The 19,640-nt window shown below is 63.4% G+C and carries 25 protein-coding genes, 1 tRNA gene, 1 pseudogene and 1 riboswitch; of the genes and pseudogenes, 13 read left to right on the top strand and 14 right to left on the bottom strand.

What is annotated here, in order from left to right; translation table 11 throughout:
• On the top strand, positions 1 to 299 hold a 299-nt coding region (locus CR103_RS19185), incomplete at its 5' end, for an IS66 family transposase (RefSeq protein WP_143752517.1).
• A 15-nt stretch (positions 300 to 314) separates the two neighbouring features.
• Here the strand turns inward: CR103_RS19185 and CR103_RS19180 are convergent.
• The 12 genes and pseudogenes from CR103_RS19180 to CR103_RS19130 all read right to left on the bottom strand — a co-directional run.
• A pseudogene (locus CR103_RS19180) lies at positions 315 to 710 on the bottom strand (Hcp family type VI secretion system effector); the annotation flags it as partial.
• Positions 711 to 956: 246 nt separating this feature from the next.
• Positions 957 to 1,754 (bottom strand): transposase, encoded by a 798-nt coding sequence (locus CR103_RS23620; RefSeq protein WP_229443648.1) that lies wholly within the window; start codon positions 1,752 to 1,754, stop codon positions 957 to 959.
• A gap of 36 nt (positions 1,755 to 1,790) precedes the next feature.
• A complete protein-coding gene (locus tag CR103_RS23615; protein WP_229443646.1) occupies positions 1,791 to 2,225 on the bottom strand; it encodes a hypothetical protein in 435 nt (144 codons plus the stop codon).
• Positions 2,226 to 2,860: 635 nt separating this feature from the next.
• Positions 2,861 to 2,936, bottom strand: a tRNA-Lys gene (locus CR103_RS19170).
• Positions 2,937 to 3,022: 86 nt separating this feature from the next.
• The gene (gene ybgF / locus CR103_RS19165) at positions 3,023 to 3,784 is read right to left on the bottom strand and encodes a tol-pal system protein YbgF (protein ID WP_099917531.1); all 762 of its coding nucleotides are present in this window, start codon (positions 3,782 to 3,784) and stop codon (positions 3,023 to 3,025) included.
• A 97-nt stretch (positions 3,785 to 3,881) separates the two neighbouring features.
• The gene (gene pal, locus CR103_RS19160; RefSeq protein WP_099917530.1) at positions 3,882 to 4,406 is read right to left on the bottom strand and encodes a peptidoglycan-associated lipoprotein Pal; all 525 of its coding nucleotides are present in this window, start codon (positions 4,404 to 4,406) and stop codon (positions 3,882 to 3,884) included.
• Positions 4,407 to 4,449: 43 nt separating this feature from the next.
• Complete coding sequence (gene tolB, locus CR103_RS19155) at positions 4,450 to 5,724, bottom strand: Tol-Pal system beta propeller repeat protein TolB (protein ID WP_099917529.1); 1,275 nt, start codon at positions 5,722 to 5,724, stop codon at positions 4,450 to 4,452.
• A 55-nt stretch (positions 5,725 to 5,779) separates the two neighbouring features.
• A complete protein-coding gene (tolA, locus tag CR103_RS19150; RefSeq protein ID WP_099917528.1) occupies positions 5,780 to 6,760 on the bottom strand; it encodes a cell envelope integrity protein TolA in 981 nt (326 codons plus the stop codon).
• 31 nt (positions 6,761 to 6,791) lie between these two features.
• On the bottom strand, positions 6,792 to 7,205 hold the full coding sequence (locus CR103_RS19145) for a biopolymer transporter ExbD (protein ID WP_099917527.1): 414 nt from the start codon (positions 7,203 to 7,205) through the stop codon (positions 6,792 to 6,794).
• A gap of 39 nt (positions 7,206 to 7,244) precedes the next feature.
• On the bottom strand, positions 7,245 to 7,928 hold the full coding sequence (tolQ, locus tag CR103_RS19140) for a protein TolQ (protein WP_099917526.1): 684 nt from the start codon (positions 7,926 to 7,928) through the stop codon (positions 7,245 to 7,247).
• A 34-nt stretch (positions 7,929 to 7,962) separates the two neighbouring features.
• Positions 7,963 to 8,367 (bottom strand): tol-pal system-associated acyl-CoA thioesterase, encoded by a 405-nt coding sequence (gene ybgC, locus CR103_RS19135; RefSeq protein ID WP_099917525.1) that lies wholly within the window; start codon positions 8,365 to 8,367, stop codon positions 7,963 to 7,965.
• A 278-nt stretch (positions 8,368 to 8,645) separates the two neighbouring features.
• Positions 8,646 to 9,392: an SDR family NAD(P)-dependent oxidoreductase gene (locus CR103_RS19130; RefSeq protein WP_099917524.1), complete on the bottom strand. Its 747-nt coding sequence runs from the start codon at positions 9,390 to 9,392 to the stop codon at positions 8,646 to 8,648.
• Between the two features lie 136 nt (positions 9,393 to 9,528).
• Positions 9,529 to 9,638: riboswitch (ZMP/ZTP riboswitch) on the top strand.
• Between the two features lie 99 nt (positions 9,639 to 9,737).
• Between CR103_RS19130 and glyA the strand changes: the two genes are divergently transcribed.
• The 12 genes from glyA (at position 9,738) to CR103_RS19080 (ending at position 18,698) form a co-directional block, all read left to right on the top strand.
• On the top strand, positions 9,738 to 10,985 hold the full coding sequence (gene glyA / locus CR103_RS19125; protein ID WP_099917535.1) for a serine hydroxymethyltransferase: 1,248 nt from the start codon (positions 9,738 to 9,740) through the stop codon (positions 10,983 to 10,985).
• Positions 10,986 to 11,024: 39 nt separating this feature from the next.
• The gene (nrdR, locus tag CR103_RS19120; RefSeq protein ID WP_099917523.1) at positions 11,025 to 11,483 is read left to right on the top strand and encodes a transcriptional regulator NrdR; all 459 of its coding nucleotides are present in this window, start codon (positions 11,025 to 11,027) and stop codon (positions 11,481 to 11,483) included.
• A gap of 186 nt (positions 11,484 to 11,669) precedes the next feature.
• Positions 11,670 to 12,233: a type IV pilus modification protein PilV gene (gene pilV, locus CR103_RS19115; protein WP_229443645.1), complete on the top strand. Its 564-nt coding sequence runs from the start codon at positions 11,670 to 11,672 to the stop codon at positions 12,231 to 12,233.
• Positions 12,230 to 12,643, top strand: a complete 414-nt coding sequence (locus tag CR103_RS23610; RefSeq protein WP_229443643.1) for a PilW family protein — start codon at positions 12,230 to 12,232, stop codon at positions 12,641 to 12,643. Before pilV ends, CR103_RS23610 begins: the two co-directional genes overlap by 4 nt.
• A complete protein-coding gene (locus tag CR103_RS23605) occupies positions 12,556 to 13,191 on the top strand; it encodes a PilW family protein (protein ID WP_307719728.1) in 636 nt (211 codons plus the stop codon). The genes CR103_RS23610 and CR103_RS23605 overlap by 88 nt, the downstream gene beginning before the upstream one ends.
• Positions 13,191 to 13,790: a pilus assembly PilX family protein gene (locus CR103_RS19105; protein ID WP_099917522.1), complete on the top strand. Its 600-nt coding sequence runs from the start codon at positions 13,191 to 13,193 to the stop codon at positions 13,788 to 13,790. Before CR103_RS23605 ends, CR103_RS19105 begins: the two co-directional genes overlap by 1 nt.
• Positions 13,787 to 14,458, top strand: coding sequence for a hypothetical protein (locus CR103_RS23600; RefSeq protein ID WP_229443641.1), 672 nt, complete (start codon positions 13,787 to 13,789; stop codon positions 14,456 to 14,458). Before CR103_RS19105 ends, CR103_RS23600 begins: the two co-directional genes overlap by 4 nt.
• Positions 14,340 to 15,833, top strand: coding sequence for a pilus assembly protein (locus CR103_RS19100; protein WP_307719727.1), 1,494 nt, complete (start codon positions 14,340 to 14,342; stop codon positions 15,831 to 15,833). Before CR103_RS23600 ends, CR103_RS19100 begins: the two co-directional genes overlap by 119 nt.
• Positions 15,834 to 15,856: 23 nt before the next feature.
• The gene (locus CR103_RS19095) at positions 15,857 to 16,318 is read left to right on the top strand and encodes a type IV pilin protein (protein WP_099917520.1); all 462 of its coding nucleotides are present in this window, start codon (positions 15,857 to 15,859) and stop codon (positions 16,316 to 16,318) included.
• The gene (locus tag CR103_RS19090) at positions 16,315 to 16,902 is read left to right on the top strand and encodes a GspH/FimT family pseudopilin (RefSeq protein WP_099917519.1); all 588 of its coding nucleotides are present in this window, start codon (positions 16,315 to 16,317) and stop codon (positions 16,900 to 16,902) included. Before CR103_RS19095 ends, CR103_RS19090 begins: the two co-directional genes overlap by 4 nt.
• Before the next feature lie 28 nt (positions 16,903 to 16,930).
• On the top strand, positions 16,931 to 18,040 hold the full coding sequence (ribD, locus tag CR103_RS19085; RefSeq protein ID WP_099917518.1) for a bifunctional diaminohydroxyphosphoribosylaminopyrimidine deaminase/5-amino-6-(5-phosphoribosylamino)uracil reductase RibD: 1,110 nt from the start codon (positions 16,931 to 16,933) through the stop codon (positions 18,038 to 18,040).
• A 13-nt stretch (positions 18,041 to 18,053) separates the two neighbouring features.
• Positions 18,054 to 18,698 (top strand): riboflavin synthase, encoded by a 645-nt coding sequence (locus CR103_RS19080; protein WP_099917517.1) that lies wholly within the window; start codon positions 18,054 to 18,056, stop codon positions 18,696 to 18,698.
• A 93-nt stretch (positions 18,699 to 18,791) separates the two neighbouring features.
• On the opposite strand, the gene CR103_RS22870 is transcribed toward CR103_RS19080, so the two are convergent.
• The gene (locus tag CR103_RS22870) at positions 18,792 to 19,037 is read right to left on the bottom strand and encodes a hypothetical protein (protein ID WP_180279463.1); all 246 of its coding nucleotides are present in this window, start codon (positions 19,035 to 19,037) and stop codon (positions 18,792 to 18,794) included.
• A 73-nt stretch (positions 19,038 to 19,110) separates the two neighbouring features.
• Positions 19,111 to 19,593 (bottom strand): IS4/Tn5 family transposase DNA-binding protein, encoded by a 483-nt coding sequence (locus CR103_RS19075; RefSeq protein WP_099917516.1) that lies wholly within the window; start codon positions 19,591 to 19,593, stop codon positions 19,111 to 19,113.
• Between the last annotated feature and the right edge of the window lie 47 nt (positions 19,594 to 19,640).

Genomic DNA, 19,640 nt, shown 5'->3' with positions numbered 1-19,640 from the left:
GAGGGCCGGTCAAGCAGTCCGTCGCTTTTAACCTGCTCAAACGCTTCCGGCTCTACGCTGATGCCGTTCTGTTGTTCATCGCTGACCACGCCGTCCCGTTCACGAACAATATCGGTGAGCGTGCCGTGCGTATGCCCAAAGTGAAGCAGAAGATATCCGGCTGCTTCCGTACCGTACTCGGCGCCGAGAATTTCTGCGTCATCCGCTCCTGCCTCGACACGCTGCGCAAACAAGGCCACGGCATGCTCGACGTCTTGCGGCGCGCCTTCAATGGCGATCCAATTCGGCTCGCTGCATAGCGGCTAAATAGTCACCGAAAATTTAAGCTCGACGGAATCATGCAGAACGTTGCCCTCATAGACAGACTGGTTAATACCGCCGATAAGGACATTTTCGAGTTCAATTTCATAATACTTCACGGGCTTGCCTTGGCCGTCGGCCCTCATGAACTCGAGTTTAACCTTTGGAATTGTTTTTCCCATCGAGCAAGTCTGCATCAGTACCGGCGAGGCCAAATCAACAAGCTTGGTGATTGCAATACTCTTGTGCTCGCAGCGTTCAGCGGTGTGGCCCCCGCCAGTCGATGCAGTGGCAGATTTTGGCTGCGTCACACCCCATTGTGCCGAAGTGCATTCGATCCAGACATTGTGGTTGGAATCTTGAGACTCGCCCTTGATGCCGTCGATTTGTAGGTAAGCGTCGATTGCCATATTGCCTCCGAAAAATAAGTTAGTGGTGCGAAGGCAAGTGTGGCTGCGGCACACCATGGAGGAATTGCTATACATCAAGCCCTATCTCTATCGTCAGGTGACTTTCTATGTCGGGTACGGCGGGCCGCGCCAAGAGGTTCAAATCCGTGGCTCAGACCTCGTACAAAGTGTTCACGGTCGAATAGGTCAGGCTGGGCTTGCCTCATTGAGTGGGAGGTCGCCTCAATCCACCCAAGTTAGCCTATTTCAGCAATTTTTCTGATTCATTGCCTTGCGTGGCTTTTGGCCTGGTTTCCGCGGTTTTGAGAGATTTTCGCGATGTCGATAGGTCCGTCCAGCGATCAAGCTCAGCGAGCCCCGTGGCAGTTTGCCGACCTTCCGTCCGATCACTCCTCCAAGGAGCAGGACGGGCATCGGCGGCTTGAGCGCGGTGTGGGCGCATGCATGGTTGATGCGTTTGTTGGAGGACAAATCGGCGTCGGCTTTGGCGGTCAGCGCGACCAGCGCCTGCAAGTTGTCGCAGACGATTTTGGCGGCAACATCCTGGACCACGGCCTGCTGAGTTAATCCAGTGACGTGCTCCAAATTGAGACGGTGCTTGAGCCGTTTGAACGCTTCCTCGATGCCCCAGCGCTTGTGACAGTGCTCGCCGAAGCAGCTAGCCCGATAGAGCTTGTCGTCGAACAGCTTAGTCATCAGAACTCGCTGCTCGCCATTCGGCGAGATGTTGCGGACCAAGCGCACGCGCTGCGGTTTGCGCGGGCACTCATAATCGATCGCGTCCTGTTTGTCCTGCGCGCGCAGCATGACGATTCGTTCGTTCGCGCTCGAGCGCATGAAATCGCGCACGCAGGCGAAACCGTCGGTATTGTCGACCCGCATGCAGAACTTGATGGCGCGCTGGTTCAGCACGGCCACCAGCCAGCGGCAGGGATAGCCGCGACCAAGCAGCAGAAGATCGTCCTGGGAAAGCCAGTCGAGATGTTCGATGAGGAACAGTCGCTCACCGCGCTCTTGAACGCTGTGCACAGAGGCGGCGAGCATCAGGTCGGAACCCCGCAGAAACAGGTCGAACAGGATTTAATCGGCGGGAGCGGCGCGTTTGAGATGGCTAGCGCACAGACCAAAACGTAGCGTCGAGGCATCGGCGGCAACTAGGCGCAGACCGCGCCAGCGCGGCACAAATCGGTCCTGTTCGGCGCGCGCGATCAGCCAGTCCTTGAGTCGAGGGATGGCCGTCAACGGCAGCTTGGCGCGTGCTTGAGAGAGCGCCTGCTCGGACACCTCGTGGACCAACTGAGCTTGTTGGCGCAGATGGGCGAAGAAGGTGTCCAGCTCGGCTTGAATGCTCATGCCCGTCAGCATGATGGCGACCAGCGTCGGCAACGGCAATTTGCGACAGCGTGTGAATGCGGTCGGATGATCGGAATGGCGGGCGTCGTGGAGAAATTCTGTCGAGCATAGTCGGGCGGCGAAATCTTGAAACAAGGTGGTCAGAACGGAGATGGCTAGCAATGGAACTCAAGGCATGGGAACTTGCGGAGCGGAGCACCTGATCGAATTAAAGGAAATCCTAAAGACTTCCAGTGAAACCCACTGCCCGTGTCACCTTAACCCCATCGACGGTGGTTCGCGACAGCTTCGCGGCACTTCTGACTGTCGTTTCCGCTAATTTCATCTATATATTTGCGGCGATACCGCTCCGTCCGGGCGGGCATTGCGTCCGCCGATCCGGGGCGCAGTCCCATCAGGCTAAATTAGCGTGGACCCGTCCGACAGGCCAGTTTTAATCAGAACGATGGCCATTTCGCATCGACGTCCATAGTTCAGCGAATCCCCCGATGTGCTGATTGTCACCGATGAAGGTGGCGGCTGCTGGTGCGGTTCAGCAGGAGCGTCACGAGACACTTGACGGCGGGGAAAATCGAGGGCAGGGTACGACAGATTACCGGGAGCCATTCAGCACAATCGATAAGCACGGCGAAGTGCGTCTTTTTTTGTGCGGCAGGCCAGATTTAGACCTGCCTTATGAGAAGAATTTTCGATATCGATGCGGACCGGCAGCGACCGGACCTTTTCCGGAGCAACCAGAGAGCGGCCAGAAAGCAAAAAGCCCACGAACGTAAATTCGTGGGCTTGATACTTATTCGTGGTAGGCCGTGCGGGATTCGAACCTGCGACCAACGGATTAAAAGTCCGCTGCTCTACCAGCTGAGCTAACGACCCGAAAGAAGCAATATTATAGGGGGCGCGGGCAATCCTGTCAAACGTCCACGCCCAAATAGTTAAACAGTCGAGTCAGGCAACCTGGCTTATTTCAGCGCGGCCAGGCGGTCTTTCGCGGTCGACGCCGCCGACGACTCGGGATACTTCGCCACCAGCTGCTGCAACGCTTTTTTGGCGTTCTTCTTGTCCTTCAGTTCGACGTAGCTGCTGGCGATGTTGAGCATGGCGTCGGGCGCCTTGGCGCTGTCCTTGTAGGTCAAAGTGACGATTTCCTGCGACGCGATCGCGTTTTTGTAATCGCGTTGCGCATAGTAGGCGTTGCCCAGCCAGTACTGCGCGTTCGACGCGTAGCTCGAATCCGGGTGGCGCCGCACGAAGTCGGCCAGCGCGCTGGCGGCCACCTTGTAGTCGCCTGAGGTGAACAGCTTCATCGCCGCTTCATACGACTTCAATTCGCCCGGATCGACTTCGGCTTCCTTGCCGTCGATGCTGACCTGGCGCGGCTCGAGCTTGGCGATGCGCGCGTCGAGGTCGGCGTAAAAATCCTTCTGGCGTTTCTGCGAGGTGGCGATCTCGTTGGACAGCACTTCGAGTTGGCCGCGCAGGCGCGCGATTTCCTGCATCGTCTGCTCATGCTGGTTGATCAGTTCGAGCGCGGCACGCTTGTCCGATTTGGTGTCGATCCGGGCGTTCATGTCGCGCGACAGATTCTCGACCTTGCTGCGCAAATCGAGGATTGCCTTGCGTGCTTCGTCATCGTCAAGCAGGCCTGCGCTCGCGTGCAGCGGGAGCCAGGCGGCAAGCGCGAAGCAGACAGCGGCAAGGCGGGACGTTGAAATTGGTTTCATGGACGTGACTTTCTAAAAAATCGGGGCGGATGCAGTCTGCACCGCATGCCGCCCGATTGTCAATCGGCCGTATCAGGCTTTAGTGCCAGGCTTTAGATCAATAGACGATGTCGGCGCGGCGGTTTTCGGCCCACGCGGCTTCATTGGCGCCAATTGCCTTCGGCTTTTCTTCGCCCAGCGAGACCGCTTCCATCTGCGATTCCGACACGCCCATCGTGCCCATGGCACGGCGCACGGCTTCGGCGCGCTTCTGGCCCAGCGCCAGGTTGTACTCGGTGCCGCCGCGCTCGTCGGTGTTGCCCTGGATGAGGACTTTGCGCGCCTTGTTCTTGTTCAGGAAAGCGGAGTGCTTTTCGACGATCGGCTTGCCGTCGTCACGCACGACATAGCTGTCGTAGTCGAAGTAGACGCTGCGCTTGGCCAGCTCGCCTTTTGGATCGTTGAGCGGATCGACCGAGCCGGTTTCGACCGGGCGGATGTCGCGGCTGTCAGCCGCCGGCGGCGCGGTGCGTTCGGTCGAGCGTTCCACTACCGGCGTATCGGTCAGTTTGACGGGGGCGCTGCACGCCGAGAGCAGGGCCGCGCTCGAAACGATGAAAGCTAAACTTTTAAATTGACGCATGTGTTCTTCTCCTGATCACTGTTTAAAAAACCGGGTTTTACAACTATTTCATGAACGGGCCCCAATTGGGTTCCCGAATATTTCCTGCCTGGGTCGTCAGGCGCTGCTTGACCCTGCCGTCGACCGATACCACGGCCAGGCCAGTGCGTCCGCCACCCTTGGTGGCATACATCAAGTATTTACCATTGGGCGAAAAACTCGGTTCGGTGGCGCCTTCGGCCAGCCGCAGTTCCTGGCCGCTGGCCAGGTCCATCGCGTAGAGCGAAAAGCCGCCGTCGCGCTGCGAGATCCAGGCCAGCGTCTTGCCGTCGGAAGACAGGCGCGGGCTGATATTGTAGCTGCCCTTGAAGGTGACGCGGGTGGCAGCGCCGCCGTTGGCGCCCATCTTGTAGATCTGCGGCCCGCCGCTGCGGTCGCTCGTGAAATAGATGCTCTGGCCGTCGGCCGAGAACTGCGGTTCGGTGTCGATGCCGCTGCTGTTCGACAGGCGCCGGATATCGCTGCCGTCGGCGTTCACGCCATACACCTGGGAGTGGCCATCCTTCGACAACGTCACCGCCAGGCGGGTGCCGTCGGGCGACCAGGCCGGCGCCGAGTTGCTGCCTTTTTCGTTCGAAACCACCTTGCGCGCGCCCGTCACCAGGTTCTGCACGTAGACCACCGGCTTGCGGTCCTCGAACGAGACGTAGGCGACGCGAGTGCCGTCGGGCGACCAGGCAGGGGAAATGATTGGCTCCTTGCCGTAGGCGGCAACGACCATGCCTTCGCCGTCGGCGTCGGCCACTTCAAGCCGGTAGTCGCGGCTGTTGTGCATCGTGACGTAGGCGATGCGGGTGGCGAAGGCGCCGCGCGTGCCGGTCAGCTTTTCGTAGATGTCGTCGGCGATCCGGTGGGCGGCCAGGCGGGTGGACTTGGGCTGGACCGTGTTGGCCATGGTCGACAGTTCGGACGACTTGATGGTGTCGAGCAGCTTGTAGCGCACCTCCAGGCGGCCGTCGCCGCCGCGGCGCACGCTGCCCACCACCAGCGCATCGGCGCCGCGCGACTTCCACAGGCCGTAATCGATCGCCGAACTTTCCGACAGCACGGTGCCGGCGTCGATCACCTTGAACACACCGCTGCGCTCCAGGTCGGCCTTGATGACGGCCGACACCTGGGCCGGGGCGACGCCTTCATCGGCGAACGCGGCAACGGCGATCGGGATCTGGTTGCTGGCGACACCGGCAATTTCAACGCGCACTTGCGCGAGGGTGGACGGGGTGGCGGCGGCAGCGAACACGCCCGCGCAAAACAGCAAAACAGGGAGGGTTTTGTTCATGAGTCGAATAGGTCGCATAAGTAAATTTTGTCCGGGTTCGTGAAGTCAAACGCACTCAATTCAGGTCCTTCATCGAGAAAGCGACTTCAACTGTGCGGGCCACGGTACCATCTTTCTTCTTCGGCAGTGGCGACGCCTTGTTAATGCCGCGCTCGACTGCTTCGTCGAAGGTGGCGATGCCGCTGCTCTTGACGAGCTTGACGGAGATAATTTCGCCAGTCGGCAACTCTTCCACTTTGAACACCACCTTCGGGTTGCCGGGCACATCAAGGCTGCCCGGGTACGACGTGGTGCTCTTGATTTTGCTGACGATGCTGGCCAGGTAGCCGGTATCGATGCGCGAAGCGGTCGATTGCGCCGCCTCGCCGCTGGTGCCGGCGCCGGCCGTGATACGCCGCATCTCGTCAAGGCGGGCCTTGTCGAGCTTTGCCTGTTCGGCCGCTTCCGACTTGGCCTTGGCCAGCTTGTCGGCCGCCTGCTTTTCCGCGAGCTTCTTGTCGGCGAGTTTTTTCTCAGCGTCCTCGGCTTTTTTGTCGGCCAGTTCCTGCGCTCTTTTTTCAGCCAGTTGCTCGGCCTTCTTCTGCGCTTTCTCTTGCTTCGCCAGCTGCGCTTCTTCCAGCTTCTTTTGTTCCTGACGCTGTTGGCGTTGTTGATCCAGCAGCAGGCGTTCTTCCGCCTTGCGCTTTGCGCGCTCGAGGGCGATGTCGGGCGGCTTCGGTGCGACCGGCTTGTCGATCGGCGGCTCGATTATTTTTGGCGCCGGTTCGGGCGTTAGCGCCGGCACTGGTGCCGGTTCGGCCGCCTCAGGAGGTGTCGGCAGCGGCGGCGCGGCGGCCTGGGTCTGCATGTCCCACACTTCCGCTTCGACCGCGACCGGTTCCGTGTTTTGCCAGTTGACGCCGATGAACAGGAACGCAACCAGGCCGGCGTGCATTGCCGCCGCCAGCGCGATCGACGGCCAGCGGCTCGGTTCCGGCGGCACCCGGTAGGGCGCGCCGGTGGTGGCGGCAGCGGCGGCAGCGGCGGTAGCTGTCATTGGCATGACGGGATCAGCGTTTGAAATAACATCACTTGGTGGCCAGTCCGACCCGGTTGATGCCCATTTTTTTGGCTTCCGAAATGAGCTGGATGACGTCGTCGTACTTGCTGTCGCGGTCGCCCGCAATCATCACCGGATACTCGGGATGGTTGGCGTGCATGACGCGCAGCGCGCGCAGCAGGGCGGGGCGGTCCGGCACGTCCTGCGGCGCGGTAGCGGTCTTGCCGTTGACCCCGATCGACAGCGTCGCGTTCGGCTTGAGCACGATCTGGATGTAGTCGTCCGGCGGCAGCGCCGATTTTTCCGCGCTCGGCAAGTTGATCACGCTCGGGCTGTTGGCCGGCGGCACCACCATGAAAATAATCAAGAGCACCAGCATCACGTCGATGTAGGGCACGACGTTGATCTCGGATTTGAATTTGCGCCCGCGCCCGCCGCGCATGCCACTCGAAAAAGAAGCCATCTGTGTCTCCCGGCCCGGTCAGCGCGACTGGCGCTGCAGGATGTTCGAAAATTCCTCGACGAACCCTTCGAAACGGATCGCCAGGCGGTCGATGTCGTGCGTGAAGCGGTTGTAGGCAACGACGGCGGGGATCGCCGCGAACAGGCCGATCGCGGTCGCGATCAAGGCTTCGGCAATGCCGGGCGCGACCGCCGCCAGCGTGGCCTGCTGCAGGTTGGCGAGGCCGCGGAAGGCGTTCATGATGCCCCATACGGTGCCGAGCAGGCCGATGTACGGCGACACCGAGCCGACCGAGGCAAGAAAATTGAGGTGGATGTCAAGGGCGTCGAGTTCGCGCTGGAAGGCGGCGCGCATGGCGCGGCGCGCGCTGTCGAGCACGGCGCCCATGTCGAGCGCATCCTTGGCCGCCTGCTTGCCCTTGATGAATTCACCCATGCCCGCTTCGAAGATGCGGGCCAGCGCGCCGCTCTGGTCGCGGCTGTTCGACGCGCTCTGGTGCAAGGTGTGCAGGTTGCCGCCGGCCCAGAAACTGCGTTCGAATTTTTCGGTCTGGCGGCGTGCCGAGCGGATCGCGAACATCTTGCGGAAAATATAGGTCCAGCTGGTCAGCGAAATTATCAGCAGCAGCGCCATGATCAGCTTGACGATCAGGTGGGCGTTGGCGATCAGGGCCAGGAAGGAAAGGTCTTGGGCTGCATTCATTGGGCGGCGGGTTTTCTGTAAGGTGGTGTAAGCGTCAGGCGGCCCGCATTTTAACAGCCACGGCGTCGGGCAAAGGCCGTGGCTTCAAGGTGGCGCGGTCAACGCAGCCGGCTTTGACGCGGGCACTGGCCAGCAGAATGGCGCCACAGCAAGCCTGCTGCGCGAATTGAATCGATGCCCGGCCGAGCTTTTCTATCGACAAGGTCAATGTGATGACGTCATCGAGTTTGGCCGGCGCATGGTAGTCGATACCGGCATGTTTGACGACAAACATGGCGCCGTGCTGCCCGAGCAACGCGTGCTGGTCGACGCCCAGGGCGCGCAGCCACTCGGTGCGGGCACGTTCGAAAAACTTCAGATAGTTGACGTAGTAAACAATGCCGCCGGCGTCGGTATCCTCGTAATAGACGCGGATCGTCCAGGTGAAGACTGTTGGCATGTCAGCTGCTATAAGTGATAGATGGGAAACATTTTACGCCAATTAAAAGCCGTTTGTACCCCAGCGTACATGGCTACGGTAGTCGGCGCGGCCGCGGGGGGCGGGCTGGCCACGCGTCGGTAGTAGACGTTAGCGCCGGAACATGCGCCAAGCGCCGTAACAATTTCTCACATTTGACGCTATTTTGTTACAAGGCGTAAATTAGTTTCCTATAAACCGGGTCAGACCCCTTTTTGCTGCTTTTTGCTGTGGTGAAACGCAGCTCTGCCCGGTCGGGCTCAGCCGCGCTTGATCGTCATCGGCCCGAAGCCCTGGCAGGTCGGCATCATCTCGATGAGGTTGATGTTGATGTGCGGCGGCAGGCTGGCGATCCAGAACGCGGTGGCGGCGATGTCCTGGGCGCTGAGCGGCACGGTGCCTTCATACACTTTTGACGCGGCCGCGTCGTCGCCCTTGTAGCGCACGTTGGAAAATTCGGTACCGCCGCACAGGCCCGGCGCGATGTTGGTGGCGCGCACCCCGGTGCCGACCAGGTCGGCGCGCAGATTGAGGGTGAACTGGTCGACGAAGGCCTTGGTGGCACCATACACGTTGCCGCCCGGGTAGGGGTAGGCGCCGGCGATCGAGCCGAGGTTGATGATCAGCCCGCTGCCGCGCTCGACCATCGATGGCAGCACCGCGCGCGTCATCGTGACCAGCCCGGTGCAGTTGGTGGCGATCATGGTTTCCCAGTCGGCCAGCGCAGCTTCGTGGGCGGGCTGGGTGCCCAGCGCCAGTCCGGCATTGTTGATCAGCACGTCGATCTGGCGCCATGATTGCGGCAGCAGCGCCAGCGCGTCGTCGATCGACGCCTTGTCGGTGACGTCCATCGCCAGCGGCAGCGCCAGGTTGCCCAGTTCGGCGGCGAGGGCGTCGAGCCGGTCCTTGCGGCGCCCGCTGATGACCACCTGGTGGCCGTGGCTGACGAAGGTGCGGGCCATTTCAGCGCCGAAGCCGGACGAGGCGCCAGTGATAAATACGATCATGATCGAAGTTCCAAAAGTTAAGCGACGTAAAATTGTAGCCGAAATAGCCAGATTCTCCGATCGCTTGACAAGTTTGCCTTGCAAATGGCAGTTCCCTTGCCCAAATCTGGGCTTTAACTTACAATTTGGGCTCCATTACGTCTCACGTGACTGGCGAAAAGCTGAAGCCCTTCAGGGCTGGCGGCGAAAAGTGGGCTTCCACTGGGGAACGTGAGATTTCACCCGCCGTTCGCCTGGGCAGCCACCGATGGAAGCGCGCAATGAGGCTGCCTGTTCGGTTTTCCGTTCTCCCTCATTCGTTCCACACTGCCAGGTGCCCGCACCGATACCCAATTGGAGTTTTTCATGTTTGCAAAAGATCACACGCTGGCCAACGTCGACCCGGACTTGTGGGCGGCGATCACGAAGGAAAACCAGCGCCAGCAAGACCATATCGAGCTGATCGCGTCCGAGAACTACACCTCGCCCGCCGTCATGCAGGCGCAGGGCTCGCAACTGACCAACAAGTACGCCGAGGGCTATCCGGGCAAGCGCTATTACGGCGGCTGCGAATTCGTCGACGTCGCCGAGCAATTGGCGATCGACCGGGTCAAGCAGCTGTTCGGCGCGGAAGCGGCCAACGTCCAGCCAAACTCGGGCTCGCAAGCCAACCAGGGCGTGTTTTTTGCGATGCTCAAGCCGGGCGACACCATCATGGGCATGTCGCTGGCCGAGGGCGGTCACCTGACCCACGGCATGGCATTGAACATGTCGGGCAAGTGGTTCAACGTCGTCTCGTACGGCCTGACGCCGGAAGAAGACATTGACTACGCGGCGATGGAGCGGCTGGCGCGCGAGCACAAGCCGAAGCTGATCATTGCCGGCGCCTCGGCGTTTTCGCTGCGCATTGATTTCGAACGCTTCGCCAAAGTGGCCAAGGAAATCGGCGCGTACTTCATGGTCGACATGGCCCACTACGCCGGCCTGATCGCCGCCGGCTTGTACCCGAACCCGGTGCCGCACGCCGACTTTGTCACCTCGACCACGCACAAGTCGCTGCGCGGCCCGCGCGGCGGCATTATTTTGATGAAGGCCGAATTCGAAAAAGCCATCAACTCGGCGATCTTCCCCGGCATCCAGGGCGGTCCGCTGATGCACGTCATCGCCGGCAAGGCGGTCGCGTTCAAGGAGGCGCTCGAGCCGTCGTTCGTGGAGTACCAGCAGCAGGTACTGAAAAACGCCGATGCACTGGCCAAGGCGCTGATCGCGCGCGGTTTGCGTATCGTTTCCGGCCGCACCGAGTCGCACGTGATGCTGGTCGATTTGCGTTCCAAAAACCTGACCGGCAAGGAAGCCGAAGCGGTCCTCGGCCGCGCCCACATGACGTGCAACAAAAACGGCATTCCGAACGACCCGCAAAAGCCGTTCGTTACGTCCGGTATCCGCCTCGGCAGCCCGGCCTTCACCACCCGCGGCTTCAAGGAAGACGACGCTACCCTGGTCGGCAACCTGATCGCCGACGTGCTCGACAACCCGACGGATGAAGCGACCATCGAACGCGTGAAAGCGCAAGTGAAGACGCTGACCGACAAGTACCCGGTCTACGCCGCGTAGGGAACCAACCCGCAGCCCACCAACCGCACCGGCGCCATCATGAAATGTCCGTTCTGCCAGCATGACGACACCCAGGTCCTCGATACCCGCGTATCGGAGGAGGGTGACGCCATGCGGCGCCGGCGCCGCTGCGCCAGCTGCGACAAGCGCTTTACCACCTACGAGCGGGTCGAGCTGACGATGCCGACCGTCGTCAAGAAGAACGGCAGCCGCACCGAGTTCGTGCCGGCCAAGCTGCGCGCCAGCCTGATGCTGGCGCTGCGCAAGCGGCCGGTGTCGGCCGAGGCGATCGATACGGCGGTTGCCACCATCGAAGAAAATCTGCGCACCAGCGGCCGGCGCGAAGTCGACAGCGGCTACGTCGGCGAGCTGGTGATGCAGGAACTCAAACGGCTCGACAAGATCGCCTACATCCGCTTCGCCTCGGTCTACAAGAACTTCGAGGACCTGGCCGAATTCCAGGAAGCGATTGCCGAAGTCGGGCAGCCGCGCAAGTAGTTTTCCGCACTTCCCCCACTTTTTCCGCCTGCCGCGCACTGTTGAGCCGCCTCATGGCTGAGCTGATCGCGCCTGATAACGTGATGGCTTGGCGATTCACGTCAATACGCTGCAAGCAAGCTCGACAGTAAAAACTGCCGGCCGCGCCGCGCGTCAATCAAGCGTTGCCCTTGCGGAGGTGTCGTGGTGCGCTCGCCTTTGCATGTGCGTTTTGCCGGCGGGTTCACGCTGATCGAGGTGCTGGTGGCGCTGCTGGTGCTGACCATCGGCATCCTGGGCGCGAGCGCCACCCAGCTTGCGGCGCTGCGCAGCGGCCATCAATCGCGGCTGATGTCGGACGGCGTGCGGCTGGCCGGCCTGCTTGCCGACAGCATGCGCGCCAACATTGAACCGATGGGCGCCGCCGACCCGGACAACCCTTACCTGCAGCTGCGCTACGACGCCGCCACCGACGGCGCGCCGGCAAGCGCGCCGCAATGCCTGGCCGGCGCCGGCTGCGGCGCAATTCAAATGGCCGAGGCCGATATCGACCAGGTGCGCCAGGCGCTGCACGAGCGCTTTCCCGGCGGGCGGGTTGCCGTCTGCCGCGACAGCGGGGCGTGGGGCGCCGGCCGCGGCGCGCTGCGCTGGGCCTGCGACGGTGCAAGCCGCGGCGCACCCATCGTCATCAAGCTCGGCTGGCGCGGCAAGGAGACCGGCGGCGGCGCCGCGCCGGGCGTGGTCATCGCGCTGCCCGGGGTAGTGGAATGAAGCACAAAATAAAACACCGAATCAAGCTTTCCCGCGGCGCCACCATCGTCGAGCTGATGGTCGCGCTGACGGTCGGCATGCTGGTGCTGCTGATGGCGGCGGGCATGCTGGTGTCGGCCAACGCCGCCTACCTTGCGCAGGTCGAGGCGGCGGCGCTCGACGACAGCGGCCGTTTTGCCCTCGAGATCGTCACGCGCGCCGCGCGCCAGGCCGGCTTCGTCAACTGGGAGCGCGAGGCGGCCAGCCTTGACCTCGGCGCCGCGCCGGCGCACCTCAAGGGGCTTGACGCGCGTACGCTGTCGCGCGCAACCGACGGCATCGAATCGCCTGGGAGCGCCGTCAACGGCAGCGACGTGCTGGCGGTGCGCTTCGCCGGCGCCGGCAGCGGGGCCAGGGCGACGGCAGCGTAGTCGACTGCGCCGGCTTCGGCGTCGGCCAGCACGAAGAAGGCTGGAGCATTTTTTACGTCGCCCGCAACGGCGCCGGCGAGGCCGAGCTGCGCTGCAAATACCGCGGCAATGCCGGCTGGGGCGCGGACGCCATCGTCGCTAACATCGACACCTTCCAGGTCCTGTACGGGCTCGACACCGACACGCCGGCCGACGGCGTCGCCAACGAATACGTCAACGCCGGCGTCCTCGATAAACGCGACGCGGCGCTGGTGCCGACGGCAACCGACCCGCAGGCGCGCGAACGCGAGCGCTTGCGCCGCACGCATTGGAAACGCATCGCCAGCATCCGCGTGGCGCTGGTGATTCACGCACCGCGGCGCGGCTTGCCTGGCCTGGAACCCAGGGTCTTCGACCTGTTCGGGCGCGCCTACAGCCTCGCTGCGGCCGGCTTTGATCCGGGCGTGCGTCTGGACGAAGCGCAATTGCCGGGCGAAGCGCGTCAGCGCGCTCGCAAGATGTTCGCCTCGACCGTCCTGCTGCGCAATCCATCGGCGCAGCTGCAGTGATGACGCGTTTCGATCGCACCCGCGGGGCGGCGTTGCTGACGGCGCTGTTCGTCCTGCTGGCGTTGACGATCATCGGCATGTCGGCCGCGCAGACGGCCCTCAACGCGGAAAAATCGGCCCGCATCGAGCGCGACCGCCACCTCGCCTTCCAGGGGGCCGAAGCGGGGCTGGTGGATGCCGAGCGCGATATCGAAGGCGGCGCCGATCCCGCCTCGGCCCGCGCGGCGCGGTTCGCCGCTGGCAGCGCCCTCGGTTTCGTCGATGGCTGCGGCGCGGGGCCAGCCGGCCCCAATCTTGGCCTGTGCGCGTACGTGCCGGCGGCGCCGGCCTGGCAACTGGCGGAACTGGCCGATGCCGCCACTGCATACGGAACATTCACCGGCGCCGTGCTGCCGGCAGGTGCAGGCGCACTGCCGGCCAGGCTGCCGCGCTACGTCATCGAACTGATGCCTTTGGTGAGCGCAGGCGAAGACGCCGGGCAAACAAACGGCAACCTGTACCGCATCACCGCGATCGGTTTCGGCGCGCGCGACAGCACCCACGTGGTGCTGCAGGCGTTCTATCGGAAGGTCGCGCCGAACGCGGCCAGCTTGCAATGAGACTGCCCTTGATTGAGCGCTTGCCAATGGTGCTGCCGATGTCGCTGCCGATATTGCTTCCGATGTTGCTTCTATTGCTGCTGGCTTGCCGCGCTTGCGCTGTGCAGGCGGCGCCGCCGCTGGTGGTGCCCGACGGCCAGCCCGGGCAGGCGGGCTGCCGCGCGGGCCATCAAGCGGGGTTCAAGCTGGCCGCACCCGGTGCTGGCTTGCTGGTCGCGGCCGGTTTCGAGAGGCTCGGCTGGAGCGGTCGTCTCGAAGCGCGCGCGCTGGCGATTGCCGCTGGCGGCGCCATCGAGATCGGCGCCGCGCCGCTGTGGGAAGCCGGCGCGCTATTGAACGACAGGGCGCCGCACGAGCGAAAAATCTACACGTTGGCGCGCGACACCGACGGGCTAACCACGACGGTCGCCTTCGCATGGGCCAGTTTGCCCGCCGTCGAACGCGCCCGGCTTGACGCCGACGGCCAGGGCGAGGTTTTCGGTGAACGCCTGGTCGGCTTCTTGCGCGGCGAGCGTGCTCGGCGACGCCATTCGCAGCGCGCCCTTGCTGGTGGGCGCGCCATCGGTGGCAGGGCAGGGGCCGGGTTACGACAGCTTCCACGCGCGCTACAAGGCGCGCGCAGGCGCGATCTACCTCGGCGCCAACGACGGCATGCTGCATGCATTTAACGCGCGGGACGGCGTCGAGCTGTTCGCCTACGTGCCGAACGCACTGCTGCCGTACCTGAAACAGCTGAGCGATCCGGGCTACCGCCATCGCCCTTACGTCGACGCCAGCGCCGGCCAGGGCGAAGCGCTACTGAGCGGCGAGTGGCGCTCGGTGCTGGTGTCGGGCATGGGCATGGGCGCGCGCGGCGTGTTCGCGCTCGACGTCAGCGATCCGGCCGCATTTGCCGCCGGCAGGGGCGCGCTGTGGGAATTTACCGAAACGCACGACCCGGCGATCGGCCACGTCGGCGCGCCGCCGCAGGTCGCCAAACTGAAGGTCGGCGAGGCGGCCGGCATACCGCGGTACCGCTACTTTGCGATCGTGCCGAGCGGCCTGAATAACCATGCTGATGACGCGCCCGCCGGTGGCGCGCTGTTCCTGCTCGCGCTCGACAAGCCGGCAAAGGAAGCGTGGAAGGAAGGCGTCAATTATTACAGGCTCGATGCACCGGCGGCGGAATCGGCCCAAGCCAACGCGCTGGCGCCACCGGCGCTGGTATTGGCGGGCGACGGCAGCGTGCGCCATGCCTACGCCGGCGACCTGCAAGGCCGGCTGTGGCGCTTTGACTTCAGCGGCAAGCCGCCGTTCGTCAGCACGCCGGTGTTTACGGCGCGCGATGAAAACGGCCGGCGCCAGCCGATCACCCATGCGCCGCGCGTCGTGTTCGCGCCTGGCGGCGGCTACCTGGTGTTGTTCGGCACCGGAAAACTGATCGAGGAAGCCGACCTGCGGCCGGAGGGCTTCGCGCCGCAGTCGTTTTATGCGGTGCGCGATAGCACGACATCGAGCGTGAACGGGCGCAGCGAGCTGGCGCAGCGCACCCTGTCCGGCAACCAGGCTTACACCATCAAGGGCGACGAGTTCGCCTACAGCGGCGCCGGTGCGAAAAAAGGCTGGTACGTCGACTTTCCGCATGCGCGCGTTGACGGCGAACGGCTTGCCGCAAGTGCCGTGCTGGCCTCAGGCACTGTATTGGCGACGACCATCGTTCCCGCATCGGACGCCTGCAACGCCGCCACCCGCACCTACGTGTTGGATGCCCTGAGCGGCTTCGCGTTCAAGGCCGGCGCCGTGGCGGCCAGCGAGGCGGCAACCGGCGTTCTGGCGCGGGCGACGCCCGCTGGCTTGCCGATGATGCTCGAGCTTGGCGCCGGCACGGGGCCGCGCGGCGCCACCGGCGGCGCCGGCGCTACCCGCACGCTCGGCGTGCTGCACCTGGCGGGCGACGGCAGTGCGGCCGATGTGCAACGGGTCGACGTGCGGCTGCCGGCGCGCCGGCTCAGCTGGCGCGAAGTGGCGAACTGGCAGGAACTGCACGACGCCGCCAAAAAATAAACTGACGAACCAAGGAGACAGAAATGAAGCGCGTACTCACATACTGGCCCGGATTTACCCTGGTCGAAGTGCTGATGGTGCTGGCGATCCTGGCGATATTGACTATGGTTTCCTATCCGACCTATGCCGGCTACATCACCAAGACACGCCGCACCGAAGGCCAGATCGCGCTGATCGAAGCGATCGGGCAGCAGGAGCGTTTTTATACCAGCCACAACACCTACATCGCGTTCGACTCCAGCTCGCTCGACCTTGAAGAGAAACGATTCAAATGGTGGTCCGGCACATCGGCCCAGCTTAGCGCCTACGAGCTGCGCGCCCGCGCCTGCCCGGGGCAGAGCCTGGCGCAGTGCGTCGAGGTACAAGCCGTACCGGGCACCGGCAAGGTCGATGCCGGCTTCAAAGATGCCGACTGCGAAACGCTGACCCTCGACAGCGCCGGCGAACGCAAGGCCAGCGGCCCGTTTGACCGGTGCTGGCCATGAGCGCGGTGTGCGGAGAGAGGCGGAAAGAAAGCGACAAGGGTGCCAAAGGCGGCTTCTCACTGGCCGAACTGCTGGTCGTGCTGGCCATCGTGGTGGTGATGGCCGGCGTCGCGCTGCCCGACTACCGGCAAATGATCCGCGCCCAGCAGCTGAAGGCGGCCACCAACGACCTGTTCGGCGCGATCGACCTGACGCGCACCCAGGCAATCGCGCGCGGGCGCCGCGTGCAGCTGGTCCCGCTTGACGCTGCGGGGCGCGACTGGAGCGGCGGCTGGGTAGTGTTCGTCGACCGGGACGGCGATCGCCGGCCGGGCTTTGGTGAGGAAGTCATCATGCGTTATGGCGCGCCGGCCAAGGGCATCACGGTGAAGGCCGCATTTTCCAATCAACAGGGCGCGTCCTATCTTGCTTATAATAGTATGGGGCGCAGTTGCTCCGACACCAGCAGCCAGGCCGCGCGCTTCGGTACGCTGTCGCTGGTGCAGGACAATCAAATCCGCCGCATCAAGATCAATATGCTGGGCCGCGCCCGCTTGTGCGACCCGGCGCGCGATGGCGCCAGTTGTACCGGCCCTGACGCGTAAGCGACGACCAACCATAGACAAGGCAAGCTTGCAGATACTGAACGACACCGATGGCATGCTACTCGCGCTCGAATGGGCGGCCAAAGGCATGTATACGACCGCGCCGAATCCGCGCATCGGCTGCGTGATCGTGAAGGGCAACGTCGTCATCGGCGCCGGCCACACCCAGCCAGCCGGCCAGGCCCATGCCGAGATCGAAGCGCTGCGTGACGCCAGCGAACGCGGCAACGACGTGCGCGGGGCCACCGCCTACGTCACGCTCGAGCCATGCAACCACCACGGCCGCACGCCGCCGTGCTCGGACGCGCTGGTGCGCGCGGGCCTGGGCAGGGTGGTCGCCGCGATGGAAGACCCGAACCCGCTGGTGGCCGGCCAGGGCCTGGCGAAGCTGGCGCAAGCCGGCATCGACGTCGCTTGCGGCGTCATGGCCGACGCGGCGTACGAGATGAACATCGGATTTTTCTCGCGCATGCGGCGCGGCCTGCCGTGGGTGCGCCTGAAATCGGCGGCCAGCCTCGACGGCATGACGGCACTCTACAATGGCCACAGCCAGTGGATCACGGGGCCGCAGGCGCGCGCCGACGGCCATGCATGGCGCGCGCGCGCCTGCGTCATCCTGACCGGCATCGGCACCGTCAAGGCGGACGACCCGCAGTTGAACGTGCGGGCGGTGGCAACCGGCCGCCAGCCGCGCCGCGTGATTGTCGACAGTAATCTCGACATCGACCTTGACGCGAAGGTGCTGGCAGGCAGCCCAAGCTGGATCGTCGCCGCTGGCGAACATGCACACAATGCGTCCAAGGCGGCGGCCTTGCGCGCGGCCGGCCACGACGTGCTCAATTTGCCGAACGCGGCCGGCAAGGTCGACCTGGCGGCGTTGATGCGCGAACTGGGCCGGCGCGCGATCAACGAGGTGCACGTCGAGGCCGGCGCGAAGCTCAATGGTTCGCTGATCCGCGAAGGCTGCGTCGACGAGCTGCTGGTGTACCTGGCGCCGAGCCTGATCGGCGAGGCGCAGGGGATGTTCGCGCTCGGGCCTTTGACCTCGCTGGAGCAGCGCCAGCGCCTTGCATTCCACTCGGTCAAGCAGGTCGGCGAAGATTTGCGTATCCTTGCACGATTCATTCATTCATTTTAGTTAGAAAGCACGCATGTTTACTGGAATCGTCGCTGCCGTTGGAAAAATCGCCGGCGTCAAGCCGCTCGAAGGCGGGCTGGACGCCGGCGTGCGCCTGGACATCGATGCCGGCGCGCTGTCGCTGGCCGACGTCGCGCTGGGCGACTCGATCGCCATCAACGGCGCCTGCATGACCGTCGTCGAAAAGACCGCGACCAACTTTTGCGTCGACGTCTCGCGCGAAAGCCTCAACTGCACGGCGGGCCTGGACAGCATCGGCGAAGTCAATCTCGAAAAAGCGCTGACCCTGGCCGAGCGCCTGGGCGGCCACCTGGTGTCTGGCCACGTCGATGGGCTGGGCACGGTGCACCGTTTCGAGGCGGTCGGCGAATCATGGGAGCTGGTGATCGACGCCCCGCGCGAACTGGCCAGATTCCTCGCCTTCAAGGGCTCGGTGGTGGTGAACGGCGTGTCGCTGACGGTCAACCGGGTCGACGACAGGGACGATGGCGCCGTCCCTGTCCCTGTGTGCCGGTTCTCGATCAACCTGATTCCCCACACGATGTTCGCCACCACCCTCAAGCACCTGCGCGCCGGCAACTTCGTCAACCTCGAAATCGACCTGATCGCGCGCTATGTCGAGCGCATGCTGTCGGTGCAAAAGGCCGGTGCAAGGTAGTTTGCCGCACTGCCGCCCGGCGTCTTTTCAAGTGCGTTGAATTTCGATGACGCCGTACCGGTGCGCCGCACGAGACGACGAAAGTCACCTTTTTTATTCAACTGTTGGCGGGGATTTCACCGCTTCGCGCGCCAACGCCATCGTCATGTTCATTTTAATCTTGCGGCTCATGGCTTGCGCGTACAGGACAACATCATGGTTCGGGTCGGCGCGGCCGAAGAGCCAGCCGCGGCGAAGGCCACTTACCGTGGGTAGCGGCGTACGTACCGGGCCGCTTCCTCGTCGAGCAGCTTGCCGGTCGCCACGTACCCTCTGTTGTCCGGCGTGCTTCTGCTGCACCTGTTCTTGTCGTTCCTGTTAGCGCGGACGAAGTGAGGGGGTCGACTGACGGCGATTCCACAGCCGGCATTGGCTAACTATTCAGGCAACAGTGTCTCACAACATCACGCCAGTCATGCAGCCGACGCGGCCGGCATTGACATCGACCGTGGCTCGGCGGCTTGGTCGGCATCGCGCATTTCACGCGCTCCTGGGTGCGCTCCTGGTACGGGGCCAGAATGCCCTCCGACGACACCTCATCGTTGCCAAGGAAACGGCAGGCCGCGCACGTTTTACTCCAGCTGTCGCAGGCCTGCGGGATGCTCGCCGTCAGTTTCGCCGCAAATCGTTCCACCAATGTTCTCGCTCGCCTGTTGAGGCGAGCATCGCCAAGATCCAGTGCAGCAAATGCTTGCTTCGTCCAACCCTGCGTTACCTTGGCCAATGCGTCACCCACATTCAGGGAGTAAGCGCAATCTGGCCAGAGTGTACAAGTCCCGATTTTTTCGGTCAGGCGGGGTGGGGCGGCGGACTTGTGTATGACGACATGACTTATTGCTCGTCGCAGGTCAATCATTTTCTTTCTTGCCGCCGGCTTGGGGGGCCACTAAACTATTTTTCCGA

It is taken from the genome of Massilia psychrophila, assembly GCF_002760665.1.
Classification (GTDB): domain Bacteria; phylum Pseudomonadota; class Gammaproteobacteria; order Burkholderiales; family Burkholderiaceae_D; genus JAFCUW01.
Note: the sequence above shows the minus strand (reverse complement) of the source record. Positions and strands in the feature narration are given on the sequence as shown.

Coding starts and splice junctions, on each gene's coding strand:
- CR103_RS23620 (WP_229443648.1), bottom strand. CDS start 1,754: ATGCTCGCCGCCTCTGTGCACAGCGTTCAAGAGCGCGGTGAGCGACTG.
- ybgF (WP_099917531.1), bottom strand. CDS start 3,784: ATGAAACCAATTTCAACGTCCCGCCTTGCCGCTGTCTGCTTCGCGCTT.
- pal (WP_099917530.1), bottom strand. CDS start 4,406: ATGCGTCAATTTAAAAGTTTAGCTTTCATCGTTTCGAGCGCGGCCCTG.
- tolB (WP_099917529.1), bottom strand. CDS start 5,724: ATGAACAAAACCCTCCCTGTTTTGCTGTTTTGCGCGGGCGTGTTCGCT.
- tolA (WP_099917528.1), bottom strand. CDS start 6,760: ATGACAGCTACCGCCGCTGCCGCCGCTGCCGCCACCACCGGCGCGCCC.
- CR103_RS19145 (WP_099917527.1), bottom strand. CDS start 7,205: ATGCGCGGCGGGCGCGGGCGCAAATTCAAATCCGAGATCAACGTCGTG.
- tolQ (WP_099917526.1), bottom strand. CDS start 7,928: ATGAATGCAGCCCAAGACCTTTCCTTCCTGGCCCTGATCGCCAACGCC.
- ybgC (WP_099917525.1), bottom strand. CDS start 8,367: ATGCCAACAGTCTTCACCTGGACGATCCGCGTCTATTACGAGGATACC.
- CR103_RS19130 (WP_099917524.1), bottom strand. CDS start 9,392: ATGATCGTATTTATCACTGGCGCCTCGTCCGGCTTCGGCGCTGAAATG.
- glyA (WP_099917535.1), top strand. CDS start 9,738: ATGTTTGCAAAAGATCACACGCTGGCCAACGTCGACCCGGACTTGTGG.
- nrdR (WP_099917523.1), top strand. CDS start 11,025: ATGAAATGTCCGTTCTGCCAGCATGACGACACCCAGGTCCTCGATACC.
- CR103_RS23610 (WP_229443643.1), top strand. CDS start 12,230: ATGAAGCACAAAATAAAACACCGAATCAAGCTTTCCCGCGGCGCCACC.
- CR103_RS19105 (WP_099917522.1), top strand. CDS start 13,191: ATGACGCGTTTCGATCGCACCCGCGGGGCGGCGTTGCTGACGGCGCTG.
- CR103_RS23600 (WP_229443641.1), top strand. CDS start 13,787: ATGAGACTGCCCTTGATTGAGCGCTTGCCAATGGTGCTGCCGATGTCG.
- CR103_RS19095 (WP_099917520.1), top strand. CDS start 15,857: ATGAAGCGCGTACTCACATACTGGCCCGGATTTACCCTGGTCGAAGTG.
- CR103_RS19090 (WP_099917519.1), top strand. CDS start 16,315: ATGAGCGCGGTGTGCGGAGAGAGGCGGAAAGAAAGCGACAAGGGTGCC.
- CR103_RS19080 (WP_099917517.1), top strand. CDS start 18,054: ATGTTTACTGGAATCGTCGCTGCCGTTGGAAAAATCGCCGGCGTCAAG.
- CR103_RS19075 (WP_099917516.1), bottom strand. CDS start 19,593: ATGATTGACCTGCGACGAGCAATAAGTCATGTCGTCATACACAAGTCC.